Source organism: Pedobacter sp. SYP-B3415, from assembly GCF_004138205.1.
Lineage (GTDB): Bacteria > Bacteroidota > Bacteroidia > Sphingobacteriales > Sphingobacteriaceae > Pedobacter.
In genome coordinates this window covers 123,043-140,595 of the sequence record NZ_RXNQ01000001.1, presented here as the reverse complement: position 1 = coordinate 140,595, position 17,553 = coordinate 123,043, and the positions used below count along the sequence as shown (strand labels likewise).

The following is a 17,553-nucleotide window of genomic DNA, read 5'->3' as shown; positions in this document are numbered from 1 at the left end:
AAATAAAGAGGGCTTGTTTGAAAGAACAAGCCCTGTGTTTTTACAGCAGAATCTGGCTGCTGATCTCCTTATCAATTGTAATGTATCCGGGGTAAGTAACCGCTGTGTTACCCAGCATAATGGTAGGCTTAATTTTTATGGTAAGCAGCCCAAGTACCTCGTTATCTTTCGATTTTTTTCGCAACGCTTTGATCACCCGGTCGGCCACGTCGGCGTTCGCTACCAGATTGTATACGTTGCTTGTCAGATTAACCGGTACGACCATTGTTTGTCCCGGCGCTATGCTGAAACCATTATTAACCATTCCCTCCGCAAGATCCTGCCTGTTTACCTGAATTTTGTATTCAAAGCGGTTAATGGCTGCCGTATTACCGGTAGGATTGCTTACTTCGAGATTTAAACGCGCATCGAGCGGTACATTCTTTCGCAACAGGCCAAGTGCCAGGCCGGGCAGGCTTCCTATGTTTAATTGTTCACCCCGGATAAGCGAACTCACATCTGCACCGGCTACACGTACGTTTTCAGCACTTACGAGGCGATATCTGCATTTCTCCAGGGTTTTGACCTGCTGTGCCTGGCGATTTACGCCACAGCCGGCAAACACAACTGCAGTTGCTAACAGCAAACCCATTTTTTTTATATAGTTCATTGTGTGTATAGTTATGTGCCCCGAAGAGCACGGTTCAGAAAACCGAAGCAATGGCGATGCCGAAATGCTTTTTTTCAAAAAGTTTCCCCATCAATACAAAAATAAGTTAACTTGCTTAAACGTATAAACAATCTGCCCGATGATATTAGCCTTTCTGAAACGTACCTTGTTTTTCATTGTTGTCCCCTTCACGTTGTATGCGCAGGAAGAGATCAGCGTATTGACCGAGCTCGACGAACTCACTCAGTTTTCCCGTCTCCCGACTTATCGTGATAAAAGCAGCGTGCTCCAATTTTCCTCATACGACAGAACCGGCAATAACGATGATGGTTTTAGCGGTAAATACTCCTTCATCCGGAAGGAAAAAGACAGCAGCCTCGTCATATTTGAAGCAAAAGGGAAGGGCGTAATCAACCGCATCTGGACGCCCACGCCAACCGATGACCTGGTAGACTTTTATTTTGACGGTGCAAAGAAACCGGCATTGTCTATCCGGTTTTCAGATCTCTTTTCTGGTACTGTTGCGCCATTTGTCGCGCCGCTAACAGGCAATCAGGTGGGCGGGTATTTCTGTTACCTGCCAATCCCTTTTTCAAACGGATGCAAGATCGTTTTCAGGGGTAAAAAGCTGGAATTTTATCAGATTCAATATAGAACGCTCCCTTCTGCAGCGAAGGTCAGAACATTTAATGCTGCTGAAAAGGCTTTGCCTGGGGCACTGGAACAGCTGGCAAAAACGTGGTCGGCGGTACGCGAGAATCTGCCAGCGCTTAAAGATCAGTCATTGCAAACCATCAATTTCGACCAGCAGCTACCAGCAGGAGGTTCAGTTGTACTCGCTGCGCTTGACAAGCCGGGCCGCATCGTTGGGATCGAACTGGAGCAGGCTTCGGCTTACGCCGGATTAAACCGGCAGGCCGATCTGAAAATCTCCTGGGATGGCGATCCACAACCGGCGGTTTATGCCCCGGTAGCCGACTTTTTTGGCTACGCCTTTGGTCAGACCTCGATGCAAAGTCTCCTTCTGGGCAGCAGGGCCAATATGAATTATTGCTATTTTCCCATGCCGTTTGCCGGACAGGCGCGGGTTGAACTGTTATCCCGGAAGCCAGACAGCGGTCTTTCAGAGAACCTGCGTGTAAAAGGCCGGATATATGTGCTGCCGCAAGGTCTTGATCCGGCAAAGGAGGGAAGGTTTTATGCGTTCCGAAACCGCGAGCAGCCTACCCGGCCAGGCCAACCCCATTTGTTCCTTGAAGGTAAGGGAAAAGGGCACTATGCCGGAACAATCTTACAAGCCCAGGGTTTGGAACCTGGCATGACCCTGTTTTTCGAAGGAGATGACCAGACGACTGCAGACGGAAAACTTACCATTCATGGTACCGGTTCTGAAGATTATTTTAATGGTGGGTGGTACGCGCTGCTCGACCGCTGGGACAGAAAGATGAGTCTGCCCTTGCACGGCTCACTCGATTATTCATTGCCTTTTGCTCGGACAGGCGGATACCGGCTTTTCCTGACAGATAAAATTCCGTTCAATCAAAGTTTCAGGCATACAATTGAACACGGGCCTGAAAACAACAACAAGCGCGGCGACTACACATCGATGGCATTTTATTATGCAGATAAGCCGCTTGCTACAAGCGAACAACCGTCAAATCGCACAACCGGAACGTATCTTCCCGATACAATGGTGCTTTACCCTCAACTTATGAATTTTAGTTTCAATGGTGCAATGCTCATGGACGGAGAGACGATAACGGCGAAAAATGGCGGAGCTGTACGTATCGACCTGCAGGAATTTCCATCTGGTCAATACAAGTTGTTTGCAGATGCAGATGACCTGCCCGACGGCGCCGAGCTTACGGTCTGGCAACGGCAATCGCGAGTTAGCAAAGATCTGTCATTTCAGGGTGCTGTAAAAAAGGCCCAGCATATGCGTTACCTGTGCGATATTGTGGTAGACGATTTTAGAAACAGCCTGACTTTTCATTTTAAGCGTGACCAGCAGAAGAATAAGCTGCATCTGCGGCGGCTCATCCTGGTTAAAAAGAAGAACCAGTGAGTGGAACCTGTTCAGGCATAACGATCAGGAGTAAGGTCCGTGGTGCATAAGCCCTCTTGAAGCCAATTCAATGCTGAGCCAGCCATTACGGCTCTGGCCTCTTACCTGCGCGCAATACCTTGGGGTAACTTTTTTTCCGGGAACACAGGGACGACCGCGGCAGTGAGTGCTCGGTTATATGGGGAGCTACTTCGGGAACGGGCTATTTTTTAGGAAATTTCAAAAGGTAAGGACTCAGTGTCGTCCGGTAAAAATTGGCTGAATGAAATAAGACCGTTCTGAATAGTCTCAAAGCAGTATTTGCCTGAGTCTTCCGAATCAAGCCCCCCGGAATTCTATGTTCGTGGGTTTTACGTACAGGCGGTGGTTTTGATGAGGGTTTTGCCTGATTACTGCCACGGATAGTTGCGAACCGGCCTTGTATCTTCTCGCCGCAGAAAAGTATTAAAAGTCTTGCACTGTCTTAAGGAGGTCGCGAAGAACTAAGGGGGGAACTCTTTGGGAATAATGAGCAACGAATCATTGTTGTCCGGTAAAAATTGGCTGAATGAAATAAGATCCTTCTGAACAGTCCCTAAAGCAGTATTTGCCTGAATCTTCTGAATCAAGCCCCCTGTATTCTATGTCTGCGGGTTTTACGTACAGGCGGCGGTTTTGATGAGGGTTTTGCCCGATCACTGCCAATGATACGTGCGAACCGGCCTTGTATCTTCTCGCCGCAGAAAAGTATTAAAAGTCTTGCACTGTTCTAAGGAGGTTGAGAAGAACCAAGGAGGGGAACCAGCCCGGAACAGAATGGCGCAGGGATAATCCGGGCCTTTTCCCGCCGCCGTCGGACTTTTGATGCTTTTATGCAAGAAGAGATACACAGCCGGAGCGTTTTGCTTCTTTTTCGCCAAAAAGAAGGAGCCCCCGCGGCGGTGAGCGGTTCGATACCATAGCCTCACATCTATTGGAAACCAAAGAGCTATAGGCTTTCGCAAACATTCCCCGCACAACAGTGAGCAACGAATCATGAACCAAGACCATGGCGCATAACCACTCATAACGCCGTTTTTAAGTCTGAAGCTGAGAACAGCCGGCCTTTTCCCGCCGCCGTCGGACTTTTGATGCTTTTATGCAAGAAGAGATACACAGCCTTGACTTCATGCCAAACGCAGTGTAATGCGGAGGGATCTCCCTGGTGCTGGGCATTGCCGTCACCTTGATGAAAAAACTTTATAACAAGCAAAGGTGAGATTCCTCACCGCACAATTCGCAGCAGAAACAATTTGGCTTGCGGTTTCGGAAGGAGCCCCAGGGCGGTGAGCGGTCCGATACCACAGTTTCACGTTAGTTGGCAACCGAAGGGCTATATACTTTCGCAACACTTTCCCGGACACCAATGGGTAAGGACTTATGGAGCCGCTGTCTATACATGAGTCTGTTTAAATCTTATATTCCTGAATCAAGCGCTTTATCCTCGCGATCCCGGTCCTTAAACTTTTCGTTATCAAAATCTTCAGATGAACTGCCGGTGTGCGACTGCGGACCACCGTCCGGCTGCCTTTCGCCTGTATAACCCTCGTCGCTCAGCGAGTCGTAACCCTGGGTGCCCGTATTGTCATAACCGTCGCGCGGCCCCCTTATTTTGGCCGTTTCCTCATCCAGCTGCTGGCGGAAGGAATTGTTCTCAATCGCTTTCTGTTTATCAGGATCGTTCAGGGGCTTTTTCATGGCAAATGTTTACAAAGCAACAAACTTCCGCTTATTTGGTTTTCAGCCGCTGGTCAATCCGCCGCAGGCTTTATAAAAAGAATGACACAGACCTTACGGGATGTTTATCGAAAAGGTCGTATTTTTGCTTAGTGTATTTTTTACACTAACTAAATTTGTGTTTATGAAAAAAACGTTGCTTCCCCTTACACTTGGTGGTCTCGGTATAGGAATCACCGAGTTTGTGATGATGGGGCTGCTACCCGATATAGCAAAAGATCTTCAGATTACCATACCGCAGGCCGGACACCTGATCTCGGCTTACGCGCTGGGTGTGGTGATCGGGGCACCGCTTCTCGTCGCTATTGCAGGTAAATATCCGCCGAAAAATATCCTGATTGCGCTGATGCTGATGTTCACCGTATTTAATGTTTTTTCCGCATTTGCGCCCGACTATACCGTGCTGTTTATTTCCCGGCTGTTATCGGGGCTTCCACACGGTGCATTCTTCGGCGTCGGATCTGTCGTGGCAAGCCGTATAGCCGATGAAGGTAAATCTGCACAGGCTGTCTCTATGATGTTTGCGGGACTTACGATTGCAAATATTGTAGGTGTACCCCTTGGGACCTTTATCGGCCACCATTATTCGTGGCGGTTCTCGTTTGCCATTGTCGGTGCGGTTGGTTTGCTTACGGTGTGGAGCCTGAAAGCCTGGTTACCTGCGCTTGAGGCAGCGAAAAACCGCGATCTTAAACAGGAGCTAAGCTTTTTTGGTAAAGCGGAGGCATGGCTGATCGTACTTATGATTTCAATCGGTACAGGTGGCTTATTTTGCTGGTACAGCTATATAGCGCCGCTGATGACGAGTGTAGGCGGGTTTTCAGAAGATTCGGTTACCTATGTGCTTGTGCTTGCGGGCACCGGCATGCTGGCAGGGAATTTTGTAGGCGGACGGCTTGCCGACCGCTTTTCGCCCGGAAAGGCATCGATGTACCTTCTTGTTGCAATGACCATAACACTCATTATTGTGCATTATGTATCGCACCTTCAGGTTCCTGCACTGATCATGACCTTTGTAACAGGTGCGGTAGCCTTTGCACTGGCAGCACCGATCCAGATGCTGATGATCAACACGGCGAAGGGCTCAGAGATGCTCGCCGCGGCGGCCAGTCAGGCGAGTTTTAATATAGGTAATGCGCTTGGCGCCTTCCTGGGGGGCTTACCGCTCGTATACGGTTATGGTTATACAGCGCCGGCAACTGTCGGGGCTGCAATGGCCCTAACCGGAGCCGTGTTTGCCTTTGTGCTGCTTCGTACGGTGCGGAAAAGTAACAAGCAGAAAGCGGCAGATAAACGCAGCGGTGTGCTGGAAGACGCCTGTGTGCCCGCCTGATCCCATTCGCTTAAAGCCATCTTTCAGAGGTAGGTATCGGGCAGAATTTCCCATGCCCAGGGCTTTTTGAAGGTCTTAAAGGTTCGGAGCGGTTCGTCGCGCAGGCTTTCACGAAATTCATGATTTCCGGCAGCCCGGTTGTGGATGTTTCCGCTGACCACGTCCACTTCCTGTAAAATAAAATCAAAGGTGCGGGATGTCATCTCTCCGGTATCCTGGTGGAAATAACGGCTGAAGGCTTCAGTGAGTACCCAGGCTGTACCCTTGTACCTGAAGCCGTATTTTAAGTCCCAGCGCCAGTTATTTCCTCCGGCGAAGCTGAGCGAAAGTGCGCCTGCTTCTATAGCCACGCTCCGGTAAGGATCGCCGATCTTTCCGCCTTCATTTGCCCGCAAAACAAAATCGTTATTCTGCAAAGCGAGTGTAAAAGCCTGCCGGTCTCTGATCCCGAAGTAGGCGGCCAGGATTCGGGGGCGCTGCTGCTCTGCTATGATCTCGGTAATGTTATCGCCGTAGGCCCGCTGTTCGCGTATCTCGTGGTCATATTCCAGAACCAGCACCATGTCTTCAGCTTTGTCGCCGTTCAGATCGCCGTAAGCAGTATCAATGGCATGCCACTGTGGCGGAATAAGCGAGCTGATGTCTTTTGCCTGTTTAGCAAGCTTCGGAAATGTGAATTGCCGCTGCGCCTCGGCAGGGGCTGTGTACAGGCAAAGTAAGAGGATCAGGAGTGGCTTCATGAACTGTTTCATAAACAGAACTCAGAATACGCCGGTTTAGTATGCCTGCTGCATGCCTCTTTTCATTTCAATAAGGCAGAGAACATTTCAGGACGAGTAGGGGTTTATAACCCGGAGAAACGGACGCGCCTTTCAGCCGGTCACAAACAAACGTCCACGCCGCGATTTCCCGGAAGCACAGCTGTGCAACCGGAATCATGCAAATCTCCGGAATGCGTATGAGAAAATTTGATGCAATTGTAATTGGTGCGGGGCAGGCAGGTATGCCGATGGCAAAAAAACTTGCCAGGGCAGGCAAAAAGACGCTGTTGATAGAGAAACGCCGGATAGGCGGAACATGTATTAATGATGGCTGTACACCAACCAAAACCATGATCGCCTCAGCACGAATGGCGTATCTTGCCGGGAAAAGTGATAACTATGGTATAACGATCCCCTCTTTCGAAGTTAATTTTGATCGCATACGTGCCCGGACCGGCGCAATAACAGATCGCTTCCGCGCGAGTGCAGAAGATGGTATCGAAGAAACTCCGGGGCTTACGCTGCTGTATGGAACCGCGGTGTTTACAGCCGACCATATCATTGAGGTGCGCAACACCGGCAGCCAGGCCGGGGTATTTACGGCCGAACTGATCTTTATCAATACGGGTGCAAAGCCCCTGTTGCCGGAAATTCCGGGATTGCGAACCGTAAATTATCTTACGTCTGAAACAATACTAGACCTCGATGAAGTTCCGGCGCACCTGGTTGTAGCGGGCGGTGGTTATATCGGATTAGAATATGCACAGTTATTTAAGCGGCTCGGAGCAAAAGTGACACTCATCGAGCAGGGCGACCGGCTGCTGCCCCAGGAGGACGCGGATGCCTGTGCAGTGATCAGTGATGTATTTAAGAATGAAAAGATAAACGTCCTCACTGATGCAGAAGTTGTAGAGATGCGCAATTACGGAAATAACCGCATTCAGGTGGCCGTAAGTCATCAAGGGAAGCAGCGTTCAATTACCTGTAGCCACCTGTTGCTCGCTTTCGGACGCGAGCCGCAGACGCGCGATCTTGGGCTGGAGTCAACCGGAATAAAACGTAATGAGAAAGGACATATCCTGGTCGACGAATTTCTCGAGACCCATGTGCCGGGTGTCTTTGCACTTGGCGATGTGAAGGGTGGCCCCGCCTTTACACACATAGCCTATAACGATCATTATCAGCTGATGCAAGGGATACTGACAGGTAAAAAGCAGTCCGTCAGGGGACGAATGGTGCCATACTGCATGTTTACCGATCCGCAGCTTGGGCGGGTAGGCATCAATGAAATGGAGGCAATTGATGCGGGGATCGACTACCAGTGCGCCAAACTGCCTATGGCGAGCGTTGCCAGGGCGATTGAAACAGATGATACGCAGGGTTTCATGAAGGCTATTGTTGACCGGAAAACCAAGAAAATTCTGGGTGCCTGCATTATCGGTGAGTCTGGGGGCGAAGTGATGACGATGCTGCAGCTGGCGATGATGGGTGGACTGACCTGGGAGGAGATCCGGTATGCAACATTTGCCCACCCGCTGTACGCGGAGTCGCTGAATAACCTTTTCATGTCCCTGGAAAGCTGAAATGGCCGGCTTTTTACGCCGGCCACGATTATAAGTTTAAAGCATGGTACAGCAAACCGGCAAGTACTGCGCCGATGAGTGGTCCGACGACCGGTACCCACGCATAGTCCCATTCGCTGTCGCCCTTACCTTTTATCGGCAACAAAGCATGCGTTAAACGCGGTGCAAAATCACGGACAGGGTTGATTGCATAGCCGGTCGTGCCTCCGAGCGACAATCCCAGTACCCATACCAGCAGCGCCACAGGCAGCGCGCCGATAGATCCGAGGCCTATCGGCGTTTTTTCAGTGCCCAGCTCGGCGTTGGTAAAATAAAAGATCACAAATATGAGCACGAAGGTCCCGATAATCTCACTGAAAAGGTTTGAGAACTTGTTTTTGATAGCCGGGGACGTGCAGAAGCAGGCGCGTTTAAGGCCCTGGTCTTCGGTAGCATTGAAATGATCGCGATAAAAGATCCATACGGTTGTAGCACCCAATATGCCGCCGGTTAATTGCGAGAGGATGTAATAGGGAACATTGACCCACTGAAATTTCTGGGTAATGGCAAGTGCAAGCGTTACGGCCGGATTGAGGTGTGCACCGCTGTAAGGTGCAGCAACCACAACACCAACAAACACAGCCATGGCCCATGCGGTCGTAATCACGATCCAGCCGCCGCCATGTCCTTTCGTACCTGTAAGCACGACATTGGCGACCACGCCGTTCCCGAGTAAGATGACCAGAAACGTCCCGATCAGCTCAGCAAAAAATTCATTCATTGTATTTTCCGGTTTGTTTGGTTAGTCTTCTGCGTTTGCGCGTGCGGCTCTCACGGCACGATTCCAGCCTTTAATACGTTCTGCATTTGCAGCATCGTCGCCGGGATCGAAATTGCGGTCTATTTTCCACTGCGAGCCAATTTCTTCAATGCTGCCCCAGAAGCCGGTGGCCAGACCCGCCAGGTATGCAGCACCAATCGCTGTAACTTCAGTGACTTCCGGTCTGATGACCTGACACTGCAACAGGTCTGCCTGGAACTGCATAAGCAGGTTGTTGGCGGTGGCGCCGCCGTCCACGCGAAGTTCCTTGATGGCGGTACCTGCATCGGCTTCCATCGCTTTCAGTACATCGCGCGTCTGGTAAGCAATGCTTTCAAGGGCAGCCCGGGCAAAGTGAGCGGCATTGGTACCGCGGGTAATTCCTGTAATTGTACCGCGCGCATGCTGATCCCAGTATGGTGCGCCGAGACCGGCAAATGCAGGAACAACATAGACACCCTGGGTATCCGGCACAGTATTAGCCAGGTGCTCCACATCGGCAGAGGTGCTGATGAGCTTGAGTTCGTCGCGGAGCCACTGTACGACCGCTCCGGCGATAAAAATGCTCCCTTCAAGCGCATAGGAAACCTTGTCTCCGATTTTCCATGCAATTGTTGTAAGCAGATTATGTGTTGAGAGTTTAGGGTCGTTGCCAATGTTCATCAGCATGAAACATCCGGTGCCATAGGTGTTTTTTACCATTCCCGGCTGGGTGCACATCTGTCCGAAAAGGGCAGACTGCTGATCGCCGGCAATCCCCGCAATAGGAATCTGGTGCGCGAATATCTGTCCGGAGGTCTTGCAATACACCTCACTTGATGATTTTACCGCTGGGAGCATACTGAGCGGAATGCCGAAATGTTTAGCCATGTCGGTATCCCACTGAAGGGTATTGATGTTGTAAAGAAGCGTCCGCGAGGCGTTCGTTACGTCTGTAATGTGTTCTGCTCCGGCAGTCAGCTTCCAGATGAGCCAGCTGTCTACAGTGCCGAACGCAAGTTTACCCGCCTCTGCTTTTTCGCGTGCGCCGGGAACTTCGTCCAGAATCCACTTTATCTTGACCGCCGAAAAATAAGAATCGATAATCAAACCTGTCTTTTTCTGGATACTGTCATTCCAGGTTTCTTTTTTTACGCTGTCACAGTACGTTGCCATGCGCCGATCCTGCCACACAATGGCGTTGTAAACCGGCTCGCCGGTTTCCCTGTCCCAGACCACAGTGGTTTCCCGCTGATTGGTAATGCCAATCGCGTTGATCTGACGGGCCATGAGCCCTGCTTTTGAAATTGCTTCGGCGGCAACGGCAATCTGCGATGACCAGATTTCCTGCGGGTCATGTTCAACCCATCCGGCTTTCGGGTAGTACTGCTTAAATTCTTTTTGTGCAATGGAAACGATGTCTCCGTTTTTGTCAAACACGATCGCTCTCGAGCTGGTGGTTCCCTGGTCGAGCGATAAGATGTATTGCTCCATGTATTGGTTTCGGTTTAGTATTTGGCTTGGTTATGTAGATTTTTTTCCTGCTGCCGGCCGGAATTTTTATAAAGATAGCCTTCTGCAAGTTTTGAAAAAGTTTCTGTCTGATTTTTTTGCCAGGCTTCATCCCGGTTGAAGACCCTTGCCATGATCGATGCCACGGGGGCTGCCATTTCTATGGCTGCAGCAGCATCGAAAAAGAGCACGCGCAGGCGTCTTGACAATACGTCTTCCACCATTTCCACCCGCTCGTTTTTGCAAATCCATTCCACCTCAGCTACAGTATAAGGGTAGGCGGGATGAATGCGCTTCCTTAACTCCGGGCTCACATTCATCATATTTTCAATATGCCCCCGGTCAGACCCGTAAACGGATAGGTTGTCGCTACCCAGCCCGGCCGAAGCACCATGAATCGGCAGTGTTTTGGTTATGCAGGGTTTGGCAGACAACTGGTGGTTCTTCACGGCCAGGTCTACGGTTTCCTCGGCCATTTTCCGGTAGGTGGTCCATTTTCCACCGGTAATGGTGATCAGTCCTGATCCCGATACGATCAGTTTATGGTCGCGGCTGATCTCTTTGGTACTGGTCCCGTCCTTGTCAGAAGGTGCGGCAAGTGGCCGCAGGCCGGAAAATACCGACAGGATATCGCTTTCTTTCGGTTTAATATTAAAATAACCTGCTGCCGTATTTAAAATGAAAGATACTTCCTGGTCAAGCGCACGCGGTTCCAGGTCACTTTCATCAAGCGGCGTATCTGTTGTTCCTACCAGCAGGTGTTCGTGCCAGGGTACAGCAAATAATACGCGGCCATCTGATGTTTCCGGTATCATAAGCGCTACCTCCGTATCCAAAAATGCCTTGTCAAGCACAACATGTACGCCCTGGCTGGGCCTGACAAGCTTTGGCGCGTTCGGCGTATTCATATTTAAAATATCATTGACAAACACGCCGGTTGCATTGATAACTGATTTTGCCCTGATGGTGTGGGTCTCGCCCGTAATCAGGTCGCTTACCTCGGCTCCGGCAACCTTCCCTGACGTATCACGCAGCAGACCGGTAACTTTCATATAAGTGGCAAGTGTTGCACCTTCTTCAGCAGCAGTTTGTGCAAGATTGAGGGCCAGGCGTGCGTCATCAAACTTACCGTCGAAATAACGAATGCCGCCTTTAAGTCCTTTCGTTTTTATGCCCGGAAGCAGTTTGCTTACTTCTCCTTTTGAAAGAAACTCCGATTTGCCAAAACTAAACCTTCCAGCCAGCAAATCATAAAATTTTAGTCCGACAAGATATTTTGCTATGGCAAACCACGAATAACAGGGAATGATAAAGGCCTCTTTTTTGACCAGGTGCGGAGCGTTCTGCTGCAGCATGCCCCGTTCGTGCAAGGCGCTGTAGACAAGTTTGATATCGCCCTGGGCAAGATAACGTACGCCGCCATGAACAAGTTTGGTACTGCGGCTTGATGTACCCTTGGCAAAATCTGACTGCTCGATCAAAACCGTTTTCAAACCCCGCGAGGCCGCATCGACAGCAATTCCCAGGCCCGTTGCCCCGCCGCCAATTATTAAAATGTCGTAATTGGCAGATCCGGAAATGTCGAGCGGATGATTTCTTTTCATGGACTTAAAAAAAATAAAATGAAATAATACGCAATTATAAGAAATCATTTTCGAAACCTTGAACAAGGGTTCATTTATTTGAAAAATTCTTTGTTAGCCACTTTTATTAATTACTTTGCAAACAAATTTCAATTGAATGATCACCCTGGCGGAAAGACATCAGATAATATTAAGTAAGCTGCAAAAAGATCAGTATATCAACGTCGTTGATCTGTGCAAGGAGCTGAATGTTTCTTCAGTAACTATCAGAAAAGACTTAAAATTATTGGAAGAAAAAAATCTGCTGTACCGCACACATGGCGGCGCTACGGTGAACAATCCCTATACTGTAGACCGGCCTGTGAATGAAAAGGAACAGATCATGTCTGCAGAAAAAAACAACATTGGCCTGCAGGCTGCTGCGCTTCTGCAGGAAAATGATTCTATTGTGATTGCATCGGGAACTACCGTACAGGCATTTGCCCGCAATATTCCGCAGAACCTGAATATCACCGTTATTACGTCAGCGCTGAATGTGGCCCTGGAGCTGGTAAGGAATCCGGGGATCGAGGTGATGCAATTGGGCGGCCTTCTAAGGAAAAGCTCGTCTTCGGTAACCGGCATCTATGCTGAAAACGTTTTGCGCGATTTCTTCTGTACCAAACTTTTTCTTGGAGTGGATGGAATAGATCTGGAATATGGTCTGACGACTACCAATCCGATGGAAGCCCATCTGAACAGGCAAATGATCGGGTGTTCCCAGAAAACCATCGTGCTGGCAGATTCAACAAAGTTTGGCAAGCGCGGTTTCGGTAAGATCTGCGGTCTGGAAGAAATAGATCAGATTATAACCGACAATGGTATACCTGACAGCGTGCTTCAGCATCTTGAACGTTCGGGTGTTAAGGTAACGCTTGTTTAGCCCGCCTGCTGTGCGGCCGGGAGCGTAAGTCTGAACGTGCTCCCTTCGCCCATCGTGCTTGTTACGCTTAGCCTGCCCCCGCTCAACCCTGTAAATTCCTGACTTAACAACAGTCCGAGCCCCGTTCCAATCTCTGCGGCTGTACCTTTCTGGCTTATTGTGCCTGGTGTGAAAAGATTTTTAAGCCGGCTTTCGGGAATACCAACACCCGTATCTGCTACCTCGAAACATATATCGCCCGAAGGGGTAATCCCGCTGCTGAGCGTAACCCGGCCTCCGCTCTGCGTAAATTTCAGCGCATTGCCAAGCAAGTTCCGGATCACAAAATCAAAATGGTCGGGATCTGCATGCAGCAAAGGCATCTCACCGGCGGCAGGCACCAGGTTCTCGACGGTGATGTTTTTATCTTCTGCACGGTCAGTTACAAACTGCAGATTTCTTTCAATTACAGGAACAGGATCAAAATCTTTCAGATTCACCCTTATACCTTTAATCTGCATCTCGCCCCAGCGAAGCAAATTGTTCAGCGTTTCGAGTGAGGCGTTACATTTTATAGAGAGTTTATGAATAAGTTCGCTGCGTTCGGCTGCCGAAAGATCGTCATCATTAATAAGAAACAGCAAGTTCACAATTGATGCAAATGGTGCCCGGAGATCATGCCCCAGCACTGAAAAGAGCTTGTCCTTTACCGTATTGGATGCCGTCAGCTTTCTGTTCAGACTCCGAACCCTGAAAAAATAGACTGCAAGGATGACAAACATGGCGAGTATAGCCACCGCCACAAAAAACGTAACTGATTGCTGCAGGCTTTTTTTACTGTTCAGCAGACGGAGTTCTCTGAGCTCGGCATCAGATTTTTCCTTCTCATAATTTGCACTGATATTGGCAATACGCTGGCCGGCAGACTGGTAATAAAGACTATCAGCAAGGGCATAACTTTGTTTTGCAAGTTCCAGTGCGCGTTTATAGTCACCCCGTTTTTTATAAATATCACTTAAGGCAGCATATATATCAATCTGCTGTTTAAAAGCTTTTTTTTCGGCTGCCAGCTTAAGTGCATCGGTCAGGTAGGCAAGTTGTTTTGCCGGGTCTGATTTGTAATTGTCGGCCAGTCCGCGCAGGGTCTGTACCTCCCGGAGATAATTTTGAATTTCCCGCGATTTTTTAAGCGCGGCAAGCTGCAGTTTAATGGCTTCAGCTGTCTGGCCGTCTTTTGCATAAACCGATGCCAGCGTGTTGAGCAGTGTGATATGGAGGCCCGCATAATTTTTTTCCTTGCTCAGCGCAAGTCCTTTCTTCAGGTAACTTTCAGCGCGGGATATAGAGTCAAGACCCTTATACGCATTGCCGAAATTCGTATACATGTTTAATGTGATACTTGAAAGGGGAGCTTTGGCTGCGGCTTTTTCGGCGAGTTTAAATTGAACAAGCGCTTCGGGAAATGTTTTCCTGGCCAGATAGACTTCGCCAATGGTATTGCGGGCCTCTACTATGCCGCGGTATTCACGCAGGGCCTCATTGATTTTCAGGGCGGCGATGAAGCGTGCCATGGCTTTATCATAGTTGCCCTTGCGAAGCTCAACGACACCTATCCTGATCAGAACACTTGCCTCACCCTTCTGGTTGCGTTCGCGCCTGTACAGGGTAAGCGCACGACCGTATTTCTGGCGCGCATCATCAGACATGCCCAGGTTATCGTCAATCATACCGAGTTCCCGGAGCATAGCCGCCATGCCGCCGAGATTTCCGCGTTTTTCAAACCGCGCGTAAGCCTGCCTGGCCAGAAGTTCGGCAGAATCAGGTTTATAATAACGGTAAAACCCGATTTCTTCCTGGTAAGCTTCGATGCTTTTTTCGGCATGCCGCCTACCCTGCAAAGCACTGCAAACGCTTGCTTTGGCTGTCAGCAACAATATCACGGTCACACAAAAAAATCTGAGCTTCATTCTGATCTCGCAAAGATACGTAACTACGGCTTCATGGTGATATTATTTATATGATCTGCGCCGCGCCAGCCGGGTTTTTACGTAACAATTTTCTTAAAAGTCTGCCGGTCGGGGTAAATTGCCTACTTTTAAAAATTAGGGTATACCCCATAGTTTATGACTAGAAACTTCTGTTTTATCTTCCTGCTCCTTGCTGCCATACGCGCCGAAGCCCAGCAGGTAAGGCCAATGACTGCTTCGGCCATTTACAAAGAACTCAGGCAGCTTAACAAAATGACCAGGGTACTTTACCTGGCCGCGCACCCTGACGACGAAAACACAGGCTTGTTGTCGTGGCTGGTCAATGAGGCGCATGCCAATACCGCATATCTTTCTTTAACCCGTGGCGATGGCGGTCAAAATCTTCTCGGCAGCGAGCAGGGAGCTGCACTCGGATTGATCCGGACGTACGAATTGCTGGAAGCAAGAAAACTTGATGGCGCGGGCCAGTTTTTTACAAGGGTCATAGACTTTGGTTTTTCGAAAAATCCTGAAGATACGTTCAAACAATGGGACCGTAACGCCGTTACCGCCGATGTAGTCAGGGTGATCAGGCAGTTCAGACCGGATGTGATTATCTGCCGGTTCCCGCCAACCTCAGCTGCCGGACACGGGCAGCATACAGCTTCGGCTATGGTAGCTGAAGACGCTTTTCGGGCAGCCGGCGACAAAACAAAATTCCCCGAACAACTCAAAACCCTGCAGGTATGGCAATCCACCAGACTACTTTGGAATACGTTCAGATTCGGTAATACCAACACTACAGATGAGCGGCAGTTGAAAATAACGGCAGGACAGTATGATCCGCTGCTGGGACTGGGTTATGGCGAGCTGGCAGGTTTAAGCAGAAGCCTGCATAAAAGCCAGGGTGCCGGTACGCAATCGGTAGCGGGCAGACGAACTGAGTACTTTGTCCATGTTGCGGGAAAGCCAACTACGTCGGGCTTGTTTGACGGTATTCAGCAGGGTTGGGAGCGTGCCGGTCAGCAGTTGATCGGGACAGCCATTGACCAGATCATTCAAAAATTTGATTTCACCCGGCCCGAAGCCAGCCTGCCATCGCTTATTGCATTACGGAAAAAGCTGGCTGGGGTCAGGCAAAACCTTGATGTTTCAGATAAGTCCAGATCGCTTGACGGGATCATTCTGCACTGCGCCGGTCTGATGGCTGAGGCTGTTACCGACCGGCCCGAGGCAGTTGCCGGCGAAAAGCTTTCGTTCAAACTTAATATTGTACAACGTGCGGGGATTCCCGTGCAACTGAAAAGCGTTAGATGGCCGGGTGAGAATCCGGGCAGTCAGCCTCTTCGCCTGCCGGCGGATTCGCTGTTCACCATTCCGAAAGAATTAGCACTGCCCGAATCACTGCAGCCAACAACGCCATTCTGGCTCAAAACTCCGCCAAAAACAGCTTCACAGTTCAGTGTTGATGACGAAGCACTTATCGGCAAAGCGGTAAATGAAGATGCGCCGGCGGTTCGGCTGACCGTTTTGATTGCCGGTGAACAGCTTCAGCTTGATGTGCCTCTGTCATTCAAAAAGCTTGATCCTGTTCGGGGAGATGTGGTCGAAGCCCTTCGGATCGTACCGGCCTTTGATCTGAAGTTTGCGCAGCCGCTGTATATACAAACCGGTAACACGGCATTTCAAGCCGGTGTCAGGATCGCCGCCCGTCGCAGCATGGATAACGGATCGCTGCGCCTCACCTGCGAAGGGAAAACGATCGCTTCGGTAGAAGGTCTCAGACTTAGCGCAGGCAAGGACACACTTATAACAATCCCGGTTCGCGCCGGCAATCTTCCGCCTGCGAAAGAACAGGGACTGGTCATGTACGCCTCAATTGATGACAATTTTGGTCAGCATTTTGAACGAACGCAGCAACTGATCAATTACAGCCATCTTCCGGTTCTGCAGTATTTCACGCCGGCGTCTGCAAGGCTTGTCAAAGCAGATCTGAAAGTAGCGGTAAAAAAGGTTGGTTACGTAGAAGGAGCGGGTGATCTTACGGCCGATTTTATGCGTGTGGCGGGAATAGAGGTGACTGTACTCAAAGAAAGTGATATTGGAAATCCGGACAGACTTGCCGCGTTTGATGCCATCGTTACCGGTGTACGCGCACTGAATGCGGAAAGGCGCATGGTTGCCTGGATGCCGCAGCTGTTGAATTACGTTAAAAACGGCGGAACACTGGTAATGCAGTACAACACGCTTCAGGACCTGTCTGTCAGGCAGCCGGGCCCGTACCCGCTGTCGATCAGCAATACGCGGGTTACCGAAGAGAACAGCACCGTCACGTTTACAGACCCTTCTCACAGGCTCATGAACTATCCGAACAAAATTACCCAGACCGATTTTCTTGGCTGGGTGCAGGAGCGGGGCGCATATTTTGCTGGTTCCTGGGATCAGCGTTACAAGCCGCTTCTGTCCATGAATGATACGGGTGAATCGCCTGCTCTGGGCTCTGTATTGTATGCGCCTTTTGGAAAGGGCCACTATATCTATACTTCTCTGGCCTTTTTCAGGCAGCTGCCGGCGGGAAACCCCGGCGCAGCACGACTTTTCTTTAACTTCTTATCTGCCGGAAAAAATGAACGATAGGAGCTGGACCCGTTGGTATGTGCTGCTGA

General features: G+C 49.8%; 12 protein-coding genes. 5 read left to right on the top strand and 7 right to left on the bottom strand.

Translation table 11 applies throughout. The features are described 5' to 3' along the window. Positions 1 to 40: 40 nt before the first annotated feature. Positions 41 to 649 (bottom strand): LEA type 2 family protein, encoded by a 609-nt coding sequence (locus EJV45_RS00610; RefSeq protein ID WP_165304949.1) that lies wholly within the window; start codon positions 647 to 649, stop codon positions 41 to 43. A gap of 139 nt (positions 650 to 788) precedes the next feature. Here EJV45_RS00610 and EJV45_RS00605 point away from each other — a divergent pair, with 139 nt between their 5' ends. Beyond that, positions 789 to 2,714: a glycoside hydrolase family 172 protein gene (locus EJV45_RS00605; RefSeq protein ID WP_129713678.1), complete on the top strand. Its 1,926-nt coding sequence runs from the start codon at positions 789 to 791 to the stop codon at positions 2,712 to 2,714. 1,434 nt (positions 2,715 to 4,148) lie between these two features. Here EJV45_RS00605 and EJV45_RS00600 read toward each other — a convergent pair. Beyond that, positions 4,149 to 4,430: a hypothetical protein gene (locus EJV45_RS00600; protein ID WP_129713677.1), complete on the bottom strand. Its 282-nt coding sequence runs from the start codon at positions 4,428 to 4,430 to the stop codon at positions 4,149 to 4,151. Positions 4,431 to 4,593: 163 nt separating this feature from the next. Here EJV45_RS00600 and EJV45_RS00595 point away from each other — a divergent pair, with 163 nt between their 5' ends. Continuing rightward, complete coding sequence (locus EJV45_RS00595; RefSeq protein WP_129713676.1) at positions 4,594 to 5,802, top strand: MFS transporter; 1,209 nt, start codon at positions 4,594 to 4,596, stop codon at positions 5,800 to 5,802. 23 nt (positions 5,803 to 5,825) lie between these two features. Here the strand turns inward: EJV45_RS00595 and EJV45_RS00590 are convergent, their stop codons facing one another. Continuing rightward, positions 5,826 to 6,542, bottom strand: coding sequence for a hypothetical protein (locus EJV45_RS00590; RefSeq protein ID WP_129713675.1), 717 nt, complete (start codon positions 6,540 to 6,542; stop codon positions 5,826 to 5,828). Positions 6,543 to 6,760: 218 nt separating this feature from the next. Between EJV45_RS00590 and EJV45_RS00585 the strand changes: the two genes are divergently transcribed. After that, positions 6,761 to 8,146 (top strand): mercuric reductase, encoded by a 1,386-nt coding sequence (locus EJV45_RS00585; protein ID WP_129713674.1) that lies wholly within the window; start codon positions 6,761 to 6,763, stop codon positions 8,144 to 8,146. Positions 8,147 to 8,174: 28 nt separating this feature from the next. On the opposite strand, the gene EJV45_RS00580 is transcribed toward EJV45_RS00585, so the two are convergent. Genes EJV45_RS00580 through EJV45_RS00570 form a run of 3 tightly spaced genes read right to left on the bottom strand, consistent with a single transcriptional unit; the run spans position 8,175 to position 12,040 of the window. Next, the gene (locus EJV45_RS00580; protein WP_129713673.1) at positions 8,175 to 8,906 is read right to left on the bottom strand and encodes an MIP/aquaporin family protein; all 732 of its coding nucleotides are present in this window, start codon (positions 8,904 to 8,906) and stop codon (positions 8,175 to 8,177) included. Positions 8,907 to 8,927: 21 nt separating this feature from the next. Further along, positions 8,928 to 10,418: a glycerol kinase GlpK gene (gene glpK, locus EJV45_RS00575; protein WP_129713672.1), complete on the bottom strand. Its 1,491-nt coding sequence runs from the start codon at positions 10,416 to 10,418 to the stop codon at positions 8,928 to 8,930. Between the two features lie 14 nt (positions 10,419 to 10,432). Next, positions 10,433 to 12,040 carry a glycerol-3-phosphate dehydrogenase/oxidase gene (locus tag EJV45_RS00570; protein ID WP_129713671.1) on the bottom strand — a complete coding sequence of 536 codons (1,608 nt, stop codon included), beginning with the start codon at positions 12,038 to 12,040 and terminating at the stop codon, positions 10,433 to 10,435. A gap of 136 nt (positions 12,041 to 12,176) precedes the next feature. Here EJV45_RS00570 and EJV45_RS00565 point away from each other — a divergent pair, with 136 nt between their 5' ends. Further along, positions 12,177 to 12,941, top strand: a complete 765-nt coding sequence (locus tag EJV45_RS00565; RefSeq protein ID WP_129713670.1) for a DeoR/GlpR family DNA-binding transcription regulator — start codon at positions 12,177 to 12,179, stop codon at positions 12,939 to 12,941. Here the strand turns inward: EJV45_RS00565 and EJV45_RS00560 are convergent. Next, on the bottom strand, positions 12,938 to 14,887 hold the full coding sequence (locus tag EJV45_RS00560) for a HAMP domain-containing sensor histidine kinase (protein WP_129713669.1): 1,950 nt from the start codon (positions 14,885 to 14,887) through the stop codon (positions 12,938 to 12,940). The two genes, EJV45_RS00565 and EJV45_RS00560, sit on opposite strands and share 4 nt — an antisense overlap. A 156-nt stretch (positions 14,888 to 15,043) precedes the next feature. Here EJV45_RS00560 and EJV45_RS00555 point away from each other — a divergent pair, with 156 nt between their 5' ends. Next, positions 15,044 to 17,524, top strand: coding sequence for a PIG-L family deacetylase (locus EJV45_RS00555; protein ID WP_129713668.1), 2,481 nt, complete (start codon positions 15,044 to 15,046; stop codon positions 17,522 to 17,524). Positions 17,525 to 17,553 lie beyond the last annotated feature (29 nt).